Source organism: Sphingobacterium sp. SGG-5 (assembly GCF_011043525.1).
In the GTDB taxonomy this organism is placed as follows: domain Bacteria; phylum Bacteroidota; class Bacteroidia; order Sphingobacteriales; family Sphingobacteriaceae; genus Sphingobacterium.
Window position 1 is genome coordinate 15,495 of sequence record NZ_JAAKGO010000015.1, and the last position, 12,633, is coordinate 28,127.

General features: G+C 41.5%; 12 protein-coding genes. 11 read left to right on the plus strand and 1 reads right to left on the minus strand.

Annotated features, from left to right (window positions below; all coding sequences use genetic code 11):
• Window positions 1-7: 7 nt before the first annotated feature.
• Window positions 8-493: a hypothetical protein gene (locus G5B30_RS16540; RefSeq protein WP_165321123.1), complete on the minus strand. Its 486-nt coding sequence runs from the start codon at window positions 491-493 to the stop codon at window positions 8-10.
• 144 nt (window positions 494-637) lie between these two features.
• Here G5B30_RS16540 and G5B30_RS16545 point away from each other — a divergent pair, with 144 nt between their 5' ends.
• The 11 genes from G5B30_RS16545 to G5B30_RS16595 all read left to right on the plus strand — a co-directional run bounded on the left by G5B30_RS16545 (window position 638) and on the right by G5B30_RS16595 (window position 12,604).
• Window positions 638-4,213 (plus strand): tape measure protein, encoded by a 3,576-nt coding sequence (locus G5B30_RS16545; RefSeq protein ID WP_165321124.1) that lies wholly within the window; start codon window positions 638-640, stop codon window positions 4,211-4,213.
• A gap of 152 nt (window positions 4,214-4,365) precedes the next feature.
• Window positions 4,366-7,251 (plus strand): hypothetical protein, encoded by a 2,886-nt coding sequence (locus G5B30_RS16550; RefSeq protein WP_165321125.1) that lies wholly within the window; start codon window positions 4,366-4,368, stop codon window positions 7,249-7,251.
• Window positions 7,252-7,258: 7 nt separating this feature from the next.
• Complete coding sequence (locus G5B30_RS16555) at window positions 7,259-8,821, plus strand: hypothetical protein (protein WP_165321126.1); 1,563 nt, start codon at window positions 7,259-7,261, stop codon at window positions 8,819-8,821.
• 11 nt (window positions 8,822-8,832) lie between these two features.
• Window positions 8,833-9,210: a hypothetical protein gene (locus tag G5B30_RS16560; protein ID WP_165321127.1), complete on the plus strand. Its 378-nt coding sequence runs from the start codon at window positions 8,833-8,835 to the stop codon at window positions 9,208-9,210.
• Between the two features lie 3 nt (window positions 9,211-9,213).
• A complete protein-coding gene (locus G5B30_RS16565; protein WP_165321128.1) occupies window positions 9,214-9,585 on the plus strand; it encodes a hypothetical protein in 372 nt (123 codons plus the stop codon).
• Window positions 9,575-9,937: a hypothetical protein gene (locus tag G5B30_RS16570; RefSeq protein ID WP_165321129.1), complete on the plus strand. Its 363-nt coding sequence runs from the start codon at window positions 9,575-9,577 to the stop codon at window positions 9,935-9,937. The genes G5B30_RS16565 and G5B30_RS16570 overlap by 11 nt, the downstream gene beginning before the upstream one ends.
• Window positions 9,928-10,761, plus strand: a complete 834-nt coding sequence (locus tag G5B30_RS16575) for a hypothetical protein (RefSeq protein WP_165321130.1) — start codon at window positions 9,928-9,930, stop codon at window positions 10,759-10,761. The genes G5B30_RS16570 and G5B30_RS16575 overlap by 10 nt, the downstream gene beginning before the upstream one ends.
• A 4-nt stretch (window positions 10,762-10,765) precedes the next feature.
• Window positions 10,766-10,960, plus strand: a complete 195-nt coding sequence (locus G5B30_RS16580) for a hypothetical protein (RefSeq protein ID WP_165321131.1) — start codon at window positions 10,766-10,768, stop codon at window positions 10,958-10,960.
• Window positions 10,957-11,574 (plus strand): glycoside hydrolase family 19 protein, encoded by a 618-nt coding sequence (locus G5B30_RS16585; RefSeq protein ID WP_165321132.1) that lies wholly within the window; start codon window positions 10,957-10,959, stop codon window positions 11,572-11,574. Before G5B30_RS16580 ends, G5B30_RS16585 begins: the two co-directional genes overlap by 4 nt.
• Window positions 11,575-11,862: a hypothetical protein gene (locus G5B30_RS16590; protein WP_165321133.1), complete on the plus strand. Its 288-nt coding sequence runs from the start codon at window positions 11,575-11,577 to the stop codon at window positions 11,860-11,862.
• On the plus strand, window positions 11,852-12,604 hold the full coding sequence (locus tag G5B30_RS16595) for a hypothetical protein (RefSeq protein ID WP_165321134.1): 753 nt from the start codon (window positions 11,852-11,854) through the stop codon (window positions 12,602-12,604). The genes G5B30_RS16590 and G5B30_RS16595 overlap by 11 nt, the downstream gene beginning before the upstream one ends.
• Window positions 12,605-12,633 lie beyond the last annotated feature (29 nt).

Consider the following 12,633-nt stretch of genomic DNA (forward strand, 5'->3'; position numbering starts at 1 on the left):
TTCATATTTAATCCTTATCTTCAACAGATATAACTTCCTTCAAATCCTTATCAAGGGTAAATGTATTTTTGTTTAATACTGTTGCTCCAAAACCGTTTTTTGCACGGAATATATGGGTTATTGTATAGCCTATATATTCCTTGTAGTTTGCACTATCCAGTTGATATTCTTTTCTATGTTGATTTAAAATACTGTCCGTTGACTTATAATACGTTTTGTACTTGTCATAGTTAGTAACCATTAATATACTTAACTTCTTAAGTTCAGATATAAGGCTATCCATTTTATAAAGCTGTACCAAGCTTTTTTCAGTCCCTTTATAAGGGGCAAATACTGTATCAACAGAAGACCATTTTACGTCTTCGTAGCTTTTAGGGTCATTCATGTTTTCTTTAAGATACTTCTTTACAGCTTTTTGCGCCTTACTTTCGTTGCTTTGGCTACATGAAAACAGAAAAAAAACGATAATAAATAATGGCATAAGTCTTTTCATAATATCACATTTTGATTAATCCCCAAATATAGCTATTTCATACTATTTTTTGTAACGGTTTGTGTTACAACCTGTTTTTAAATACCGTTGCAATTAATACTAAATTTGTTAGCAGGTGTGTTCAACAATAAAGACTAACAAAATATGGCAAGGCTTGAAATAGAAGTAATGGCTAAAGGGATATCCGGTTTACTTTCGGATATCGATAAGGTAAAAGAGGCCGCTCACGGGATAAAAGGTATTAAACTTGATATATCCGGTAGTGGTGGACAGTCGGTAGCAAAAACACTTCAAGATGCTAAGATAGCTACAGAGGAAGCCAGAGCAGAAGGAATACGATTAAATAACGTTCTGAAAGAACAACGTATTGAACAGGGCAAGGCAGCAAGTTCAATAGCAAGTGCTACCAGTGCATACAGACAATTATCAAATGAATTAAACGCCAACAGAAATAACGCAAAGAATCTTGCGGCTGATATGTTCCGTCTCGAACAATCAGGTCAGAAAAACACCACTGCTTATAGAAATCTGGAGCAACAATTCAAAAGAGTTCAAACAACTACCAATACATTAGATACGGCTTTAAAAAAAATTGACGGGTCATTAGGTCAACATCAAAGATATGTTGGCGAATATGGAAGATCATTTGCCGGAGCCATCCCGTATATAGATCAGTTTACTACAGCAGCAGGACTAATAGCAACAGCGGTAGCATCAGTGAGACAGTCATTTCAGACTAATCTGAAATTTGATGCGATTGAATATTCACTGAAAGTATTGAGTGGCAGCGCTGGTGAATTTGAGACTAATCTGTCTTTCCTCCGTATTGCATCTGATAGACTGGGTATTGATTTTTTGACTATGACTGATGCATTCAAAAAATGGCAAGGCGCCGTAGCTCATTCTAATTTAACGGCTGAACAATCTCGTAAAATATTCGAGAGCGTAGCTAATGCCGGAGCAAAAATGAAGCTATCAACCGATGAGATACAGGGTACGTTCCTTGCTTTGTCTCAAATGCTATCCAAAGGCGTAGTTTCAATGGAGGAGTTGCGGCGACAGTTAGGGGATAGGTTACCTGGTGCATTTGCTATCGCCGCTAAGTCTATGGGAATGACAGAGACTGAATTTAATAAGCTTGTTGCCTCCGGCAGCTTAATGGCAGAAGATTTTCTGCCAAAATTTGCTGCTCAACTGGATATAGCATTCGGCAATGACAAGACAAAACGCATAGACAGCATGCAGGCCGCTACTGCGCGGCTTGGTAACGAATGGGATAGATTATGGCGTTCAGAGGGAGCTACAACATTTTTTTCATCTGGGATAGGAGGATTAGCCAATTTATTGAAGGCTGTAAATAGTAATAGTGATGCCCTAAGGGATCTGACCGATGAAAGCGCAAGAAGTAAGGATAGCTTTGTTTCTACTTATAATAAAATAAAAGATCTTAGCACTGAGTACGATACTCTAACAACAAAAACTAAGCTCAATAAAGAAGAACAAGAAAGACTTCGTGATGTAATAAGGGATTTAGGAGAGTTGTTGCCGGCGTCTGTAACCCAATGGGATAAATATGGCCGTGCTTTGGATTTAAATAAAAGCAAGGTAAATGAGATGACTTCAGAATTTATCAAGCTTCGGAAAGAACAGCAAAAAAGTATATTATCTGGACTTAACAAGGAGTTTTCCGATACCGACAAAAGTATATCTTCTTTGAGGAAGAATTTTGGAATGTACGAGAAACAATTAGAAACCGTACGTGATAAAATGGGTACTGGTGGAAACACAAAGGAATTAGAAAGTGTTATTCAGACCCGGTTTATTGTTGCAGGGGAAAAGTTAAATGAAAAATTAGAAAGACAAAAAACGATTGTTCAAGCAATAATAGACGAAGGAGGTAAGTTGACAAAATCTCAATTGGACTTCTATAACGCCGAGATGAAATCTGTGCAATCGTCTATTGCTGTAGGAGAGGAATTGGTTAAAAACAAGGGATATTGGGAAAGCATATATAAAACGCAGAAAGATATACTTGAAAAGCTACCTAAAAACAATCGAACGGCAGAAGAGAATGCTATATGGGAAAATGTTGTCAAAAACATAGAATTTGCTAAAAAGCAGATAGATGCGTACACTTCATCAACTAAAACGGCCACAGGTGTTATAAGGGATTTTGTCAAAGAAATACAAAACATATACAAATCAGATACTGATATAGGAAACTTGGTGGGGCTATATGGGCTTGACAGGGATATACAGACCATAAAGAATCGATATCAAAAGATGCTTGACGAAGTCAATGCCCTCGAAAGCAAAGGCCTTGAAAAGAACAAAAAGAACGAATCTGAAAAGACAAAAATAATCGCAGAAGCGGTAAAGGAGCGTACAGATATCACTGTCGCTATGGAAAACGAAATATCCCAAAAGAAGATAGAATTTGCAGAAAAGACGGCCAATAAGATAGCAGAACTGGAATCACGGGCGGGACTTACCCGCATCAAGAGCCGTGAACAGGAATTAGCCGCGGATAAGGTCTATTGGGACAAGATTGAAGCAAACGCAAAAGATTACGGTATAACATCCGAACAGATAACGGAACTACGTAAGGCATCGGAAGCGAGGATAAATGCAGATTGGGATACCAAGATGTTCGATACAAGCCTTGACCTACAAAGAAGGTTCAATGAGACTTCTATACAGAGGGAATTTAGGCGTATAACCGATGAGTTCAAGATAAAGGAAAAAGGTCTGAACGATTTTGTTGCCCAACTAAGGGCTGACGGTAAAACACAGGAAGAAATAGCACAAGCACTCGCTGATAAAAAGGAAAAGATACAGGAAGATTATTACAAAAAGATAGAAGAATTAACAAAGAAACAGCGGGAAATTGATATACAATCATCTTTTGACGGAAAGTTATTTACTGAAGGGATAAAGCAGGTAGACAGTAGTATTGAAGAATTAAGAATGTCATTCCAGGCATTGAATAATGAGGAGATAGAACAATTCAAAACTAAAATATCAGATCTTACCGCAGAGCGTGAAGTATTGGGTTTGTTTCAGGAGACAATAAACGAAATGGGCGCAGCTTTCACCAATTTGGCGGTCGACTCTCTGTTGAATGCCGAAGATGCAATGGAAAACTTTGGCAAAATGGCCGAAGGAATCGTAAAAAGCGTGGTAGCTGGGCTTATAAAGATAGGAGTTCAATATCTTATAAGTCAGGCCTTAGCTAAGGCCGGCTCTAAAGCCACATTAGCTACTGCAATCACCACGGCCGGAGCTATATCTGCCGCGTATGCTACACCGGCCGCATTGGTATCTGCCGCCACCTTTGGAGGTAACGTTGCTACGGGGGCTACGGCATTAGCAGCTTTTGTTGCGGCGACCAATGCATTAGCGGTTGCTAAGCCGTTCAAATCAGGTGGATATACCGGAAATGTGGGTATAAATGATGTTGCCGGAATAGTTCACGGAAAAGAGTTCGTGGTAAATGCCGACGGCACACGTAAAAACATGGCTTTGTTACAGGCAATGAACAGAGGAATAGATGTATCAAGTATTCTTGGAGATACAGGAGTTTCCTTGTCAAAGTCGGCCCCTATATCTATGGCACCTCTACGTGTGGATGTATTTGTACACGGTGAGTTATCGGGAGATGTTATCAAACTGGTTAAAGATGAAGCGGACAGGGATTTTTATAGATATTACGGAAGATAATGGCTTACGGAGAAAGATATTACCATACTTATTGCGACATTCATGGCAACACTTTCCGCGTGTCCTTTCAAGAAAGGGATTATACCGGACCGGCCAGAGAGGTAGAATGTGGCCCGGATCAGTTCATTGTAGAAAGGGGAAGTTCGGGGAATATGGCTATAGGAGGTGTATACCCTACAAGAGCTACAGCTGTATTTATATCTGAAGAAGGATTTGAGCTGACAGATTTATATACTGGTACTGATAAAACATATCTTCTTGCAAGATATAGAAACGGGGCTCTCGATTGGCAGGGCAACGTACTGTCCGATGGTATATCGGAATCAAATTGGGAACTAAACCGTAGATATCTAACTATAAAGGCATCTGATAATCTGTCAACATTAAAGAGCTATCCATTTACCGACGCTTTAGGTGAGAACTACGGGAATACAGGAGATAATATACAGTCTTTTTTATGGGCAATAAAGGAGGGTCTAAAAAAGACAGGGTTCAACATGAATATATGGTCTTTTGTCGATCTAAAACCATTAGTTCAGGGGATAGGAGGGTCTTTATTTACGGTTACTCTATCGCCTCCGCTTACATCAAGGGCAGATTATTTCGTTTTTGAATTTGACACTATTGCCGAAAGGTCAGTTCTATACGATGCAATAGATCCAAATGATATATTGGAATTTATTGATGGAAGTATGGAAGGGCTTAAATTTACAGTTGTATCCAAAACAGTAACTACTACCAGATTTCCATATTCTTTCAGATTGTATGTTTCTGAATTGATACCTGCACATAGCCGACAATCAGTCACAATTTCTGTCGCGCCTCCATCATCGACTGTAGACGGAGAAGATCCTCTATATAACACTAATCACGATGTCCGAGTATGGATAAAAGATAGTAATATAGAAGGGAAAACTTACTACGAAGCCCGCGGCGGGGCCATGAACACTTGGGAAGTTCTGGACGCAATAGCCCGGCAGTGGGGGGTGGTCATACAACAGAACAAAGGGCACTGGGAGGTAAGGCGGTGGAATGCGGACAAATTGCCGTCAAATACTTATGAATGGTTCGTATATAACAGCGAGGGCACTCCTATAGGAAGGCAGCCTTTTGGAAGCGACGTATCACTGCCATGTAAACCAACAGATAGGGCTTATCGTATATTCGGAACCTCATTGAAAATGGATAGGGTGCTAAAAAACGTTATAGTAAACTATCAGTATAAATACAAGCAAGAAGGCGATTCGATGAAAAACTTAGTCGATAACCCTAATTTCGAAGGCGTTACCGTAGGGTCTGTCCCTCAATGGACAATTATGTCAATACTCAGTGATTCTGCCCCTATGAGTATAACCCCTTTAACGACTGGAATACCGCCATTGGATATAAATAATGCCGCCATCATTAAGAATTATAATAAATATACATTCTTGGCAAATAGAAGTTTATACAAAGATGCTAACCCTATAAGGCAGGTAAATCGAGGGGATAGATTAAAAATATCATGGTGGGAAAAAATAGATGGAGATAGGATTTATAAAGGCGATGAAGGGGCGATATTAAGAATTTCTATTCGTGAATCCTATACTTATGTTTTTAATTCCGGTCCTGATAATATTCTTTATGATGCCGTACTTTCTGGGATTGACAGGCCGGAGGTTCGTAATGTACAAGGGGCAAGTACGTTGTATCAGGGATACAGGGCGTCTTGGAGGAAGAAAACAGAAGCGGGTGGTGATTATTGCTTTGTTTCTGTTTTAAAGGAGCGGGACGGAATAGGGAAGGGAAGTTGGAGGCAAATATCTTTGGATGTAGAGGCTGTTCCTATAAGCGGATTTGTAACATTGGAAATTATAGGTGTAGGATGTATACCAGATATTTTGCCTGTTGATATAATATACCAAATTCCAGTTGGACAGAGGTCTGAAAAAAGGGCATATGTAAATAGCTTAGTTGCTAATCCGAATGACAATAATAAAAAAACATTATTTGGGGATACAACGGCTCTTTTATCACTATCTCCAGTAGTGCCAGACACATACGAATTGACTATTACTGGATTTCAGTTCAACAAAATTATAGACGCAAATAATGAGGCTGTTCCACAGATAGATCCGTTCATGTATCCAGACTTTCAATCTCAATTAACAAGAGAATACACCGATACAATATCCGATATAGATGTTCTTACAGGAGATGACTATGGGGAATATGCGGAGGATAGGATAAGCGGCATGTCATGGGGCGACAATATAACATTGTTCTGGGATACATGGGACAATCGATACGGGTGGTCGAGACAAGGTTTGGTGACGGCAAAATCTGTTATGGAGATGTACTGGAAACCTACTACATTACTACAGTGTGAGATTAATTATACCGGTCTGCACTGGTCGAGTAGAATTACTTTCGAAGAGCTACCGGGAAAAAGGTTTGTTATTTTAAACGGAAGTATAGGCGGTGACAGAAGTACTTTCCGGGGAGTTTTAAAAGAGATATTAGACGAAAACGAGGATGTATTACCTCCGGGAGGAAATGATGGCAACAGTACTGTTAATCCCGATTGGCAACCTACAGGGGCTACAAGATGCGTCAGAGACGTCGATGGACTTAATACCGGAGATGTGGAAAGAGTGGAAACTGATATAAACCAAGCGTCTCCGACTTATGGGCAGGAAAGATGGGCGCCGGCAGGTACAGACACTTCTACATGTCCTATAGGAAGTCCACCCGATATAGCTTGGGGTGAACAATTAACATTTTTTGCGAATACATTAAGAAGAGTGCCGTATGCGAAATCGGGAGATACGTATACGGTAGCCTTTAGCAACGATGGATCTAATGTTTATCTACGTTTTCTACATCTGGCGTCTTTAGGTACTATCAGATCCATAAAATATGAAACAGGCGCTACAAGTACAACAGGGTGGGAATATGAGCCTGATGTAATTATCGAAGGCTATACTTATAAACACATCAAGCTATCGTGGTTTGTGGGAGTGATAACAAATTTAGTAGTAAACTTTGAAATTAATTAAATAAGATATGGCTATTGACTGGATAGAAGGATTTAATGCACAGATGCCTTTCCCTTTGGATTTAAGGTCTGTTAAGCCCAATATAGAGGCAAGAAACAGCATGCCTACAAATTCAAGGTATGAAGGGCTTACTGTATATGTGATAAACGAACAGAAGAAGTACGTACTTAAAGGCGGTACGGATAACTCCAATTGGGTAGAGGAAGTTCCGGGGTCAACTACTCCGGTGGTTCAGAACGTAACGTGGAACTCTATCGAACCTACCACGCAGGGAGCGGACGGGGATATATGGTTCAGACCATTGACTGGATCGGTGGAACTTTGGTATAGATCTTCCGGCATATGGACTAAGCTCGGTGAGTGGGACACCGGATCGGGTAGCGGTAGCGCATCATGGGGGAATATAACAGGGGTTATAGGGGATCAGACAGATTTATACGCTGCTTTAAATGTCAAACAGGACGCTCTTGTAAGCGGAACGAGCATAAAGACAATAAATGGTACTTCTATCCTTGGGGGCGGCGACCTTGCTGTAAAGGCCATAGAAAGCATAGAGCTTACCAGTACAGTCGGCCTCGTTGATACCTACACAGTAACCTATTCGGACGCCTCTACGTATCAGTTCACTGTGACAAACGGTAGCAACGCACAGTCTTTTAACTTCTTGGGCAATGTTAATGATTATGCTTCATTGCCATCATCCGGTAATGTTCAGAATGATGCGTGGTATAATTTGACCGATGAGCTTTTATACGTTTACAACGGTACAAGTTTTCCTCCTGATGGGGAGGGGATAAGTTTTTCGGGGACTACGCCTACACTACAGAATGTGATGGATGCAGGAAGTGCGGCTGTAAGGACTGACACAGATGATCCGTTAAGCATAGAATACAACAGGCCGGGTCCCGGTTTACCTCAATATACTAAAGTATACCAAGACGATACGGACCTAATATTAAGTGCTCGTGATGAAAGCGAGGTAGAAGCGGGTATCAGGGTAACCAATGAGGCTGGAATAGCCGATTTGGTAGCGTTTGGATGCCCTTTAAGATACGACGCTGATTACTCCACAAGTTATTCTGATAGGAGCTTAGTAGATAAAGGATACGTAGATGTAGCTGTGGCTGGGGGAGGGGCCAATGCGAGTAGAGAATACCTATTAAGCGGATTAACAGGTTCTGACAAAACTATAAAAACATGGACTTTCGATTTGTTTGATATAGTTTTAAAGGTAGTATCTGGTACAATAGTCTGGACAATAGTGCCAACAGGTTCCGGTCCAGACGGAGAATACAGGGTGTTTGAGGATGTGCTGGGCCCGACAGGTGTAGTAACGCCGAGTTCAATAGCCGATACAATATTAAACAGCACCCCGGTAGGCATATCTTCGGCAATTGATGGCATTCATAAAGTGACAATGTATTCCCGTATAAGTATGGGAGATACCCTTACAGCGGATAATAGTTTATTGAACATAGAGGCAACAACATATTTTGCCGATGATGCGTTTGCTTCCAGCGAGTTCTGGATATGCGTAAGCATGAAGTATTCTTTTACGCCCGGACCTTAATATTTAAAAGTATGATAAAACTAAAATTAATACCCAGAATAAGTTCATTTGTAGCCTTGACCATGTACCCTATACTATTTGTCAACGGTAAGTATCTCCCTTTATCAGAGAGGACTATAAGACATGAGGATATCCATGTTAGACAGCAATTGGAAATAAATATCCCTGCAATATTGATACTGCTTCTCTTTGGCTTCGGATGGTACTCTTTATTGGGGTATACAACTTTTTACGCTTGGTATGTATGTGAATGGGTTATACGCCTATTCATGAAAGGAAACGCTTACCGTAACATATCATTTGAAAGAGAAGCTTATACGAACGATTGGGATATCGGATACCTAAATGGGAGAAAACCTTTTTCATGGATTAAATACTTAAACAAATAAGCTATGAACGAATACAAAGACATACCATTAATAGAGATAAAAGCCAAAAGAGGCGAGACACTTCACGTCCTTTTTTCGGGCATAAGCCTGAACGGTGAAAGCAAGAACTTCACAGACATATGCCCCAAGATACAGTTCAAGTCTTCGGTAGATGCAAGCCGCTATGTTGACTTTGAATTATCAGAGGATAACGGAAGACTTGAAATACAGCCTAACAGACTGCTGTTAAAATTCGAGAGGTGGACTAACAAATTACCTATAGACATCTATTACGGAGATCTTCTGATCAACATAGATGGCAGGGATATAATAGCACCGAGATTTAAGTTAAACCTGACAGGAACTGTCACAACAAAGGAAGAAAATGAGTGTTGAAGTAATCATTAACGAAGTAACGACGGACGAGTACGTCATTGAACTAATCACCGAAGACCCCGACCTCTTACCTTTAGTAGAAAGAGCAGAAACAGCAGCAGACAGTGCGGAGGATGCAAGGGATACGGCGGTGCAGAGTGCGGCGGATGCTTTACTGAGCGAACAGGCGGCAGCTTTAAGTGAGGGTAATGCACAGGGATATGCCAACACGGCTAATCAGGCTGCAAGTGATGCGGCTGATGCTCTATTGCAGATAGGGGGCTTCTACGACCTTGAAGATGCACCGGGATTTGATGAAAACAGTACAGGACAATCGCTAACAAACGTTGGGAGGGTTCTTATATGGCAGTAGTATTGCGGTTCGGTGGGCAACGATTGAGGTTCGGAGGTAATAACCTGATGTGGAGCGGTCATATACCGCACTTTCACACCAAATTAATCATCGAACGGGCGTTGCAGGTCGGCGCACAGCTTCCAACAAAACTCGCAGAGTTCGACCTCTACGTAAGAGATATGTATCCGATATGGATGGAATATCACGATTTACAGCATAGATATAGAGGTGATGGGGATGTATTATTTAAGTGCATTAACCTTGCTAATCCTGATTGGGTGTTGGCCACTCCGTACGGTGGGTTAACTTGGACGGATGATGGTGTAAAAGGCAGTGCCACAAATGGGTATATTAATACCGGTTTCAATCCATCCTTGTTGGTTTCGGGACAGAAATATCAGCTGAATGATGCATGTAGGGGAGCTGTGGCTCATGATGATGAGGCTTCAGGAAATGCAACGCAAAATAATATAGACGGAAACCAGCTTAATACAAACAATGTGTTTTACATGTTACCATCGAACGATTCTAGTCGAATAAATCAAGGCAACGGAGTGTTAAGCGCGGTAGTCAACACGTCGGGTGTTGGATTTAAAGCGCTATGCAGGACATCGCCTACAGATGTTTTAGTCATAAACAAAGACACTATTTTTCCAAGAAAATCTACAAGCACTGTAATAGCTGATTTAAATCAACTGGTGATGAGAACAGGGTCATCATATTCGATAAAAGGCCTATCTTCTTTCTTCATGGGCAAAGCAATACCTTATTCAGTATCACAGGACATCAGAGCAATCGAAAACGCCGACATGGCAAGGTTAGGACTTCCACAAATAGCATAACATTATGATAGTAGCAATAATAACAGCCGATAAGGCGCAGGAATTAGAAGGCACAGAGTATACCAAAGGGGTATTATTCAATCCCGTACAGATGACAGACGGCCGTTGGTTTATCAGCTTAGTTGAAGCTCAATATCTGACCACAGCTGATATAATTGAGTTGATAGATTACGTACCGCCAGTAGACGAGGAAATATGACCCCCAAGAACAGGATTAAACAGATACAGCGCACGGTAGGCGCAACTCCTGACGGCATTATCGGAAACGATACGCTTACTAAGTTCCAGTGCCATTATAAAGTACCTACCAAAGCTATGGCAGCGCATTTCTTCGGTAATCTGCACCATGAGAGCGCAGGGTTCAGCATAGTTGAGGAAAACCTCCGATATTCAGCACAGCGGATTTTGCAGGTATTCCCTAAGTACTTCAAGACGTTAGGACAGGCGCAGCAGGTAGCGTATAATCCCGAAGCACTGGCCAATAACGTATACGGCGGTAGAATGGGCAACAATACCGTAGGCGACGGTTATAAGTTCCGTGGCCGTGGCTTTATGCAGACAACGGGGAAATTCAACTATGACAGGCTCGGTAAATTCTTAGGGGTAGACCTGCTGAACAATCCCGATTTGGTAGCCACTATGTACCCACTCGAAAGTGCTGTGTTCTATTTCAATGACAACCGCCTTTGGGGGTTGGCTGGGGATGTTAGCGAGGACAGCATACAGCTGATAAGGCGGAGAGTAAACGGAGGTCTGAACGGCTTGGATGACGTTCGGAATAAGGTATTGTATTATTATAATCTGATGAAGTAGATGGCAGATTTCAACACAGTAAACAGATACACCCTAAAGGAGTGGGTAAGGCATCCGACTACTATAATCCTGATAGTTGCAGTCAACGTGATATGGGTGCTGATATTCGTAATAACGGACAGCGCAAAGGACAGCAACAAAGATTGCCTTGAACAGGTCGCATATCTCCGTGAGCGTGTTGAAAAACTCGAAAAGCAGGTAGACGACTACACCAAAGCCGTGATGTACAAGGATGCGCAGATCAAGAACAGGGATGTCATCATAGACAGTTTGAGATATGAGAAGTAAGATATTCACAGCACTACTGGCCGCAGCGGTTGTCGTGCTGTTATTCCTGCTGCTTAGTCGGGAAGAAAGAAGAGAAAGCGGTATTGCTCCTGCAGCAAAGAAAGCTGTTCAGGCGGAGGTAGACAAAGTTACCAAAGAGATCGACCGAAAAGGATTTGAGCACGCTGTTATTTTGGATAAAGAGAACGTGGTCAGATCGGTTACAGAACTTGACACGTCGGCCCGTAGGCAACTCGATAGCGTTACCCGTTTACTCAACATAGAGCGTAAGCAGCTGAAAGAATGGAAACAGTACAGCGTGTCGTTGCAGGGGAAATTGGAAGCTACCAAGACAGATACAGGTTTCAGGTACTCCGATAAATGGGCAAACATCGAATTTATCAAACCGCAGGACACGCTATCAAGCGGACACTTCAACTTCTCCTATAACGCAGAGATAAACTATGCTGAATATTGGCGCAGGACTTGGTTTTTAGCTCCGAAGAAGCATTATATCGACTTTTGGATATCAGATCCACGGGCGACTGTAAATAAGGTTAAAAGGGTGAAATTCGAAGTCACAAAGCCTTTTGTTAAGGTAGATGTAAATGCTTCTGCATTCTATACTGACAAACTAAATATCGGAGCTGATGCAGGGGTTCATTTCGGAAGAACAAGATTGGGAGGCGGATATTATTACGACTTTGATACAGGCGAATGGCGGCCTGTACTTACCGCTAAGTATAAGATATTGGAGTTTTAAAAAGCAGAAAACGTATAGCATCTTCCCGA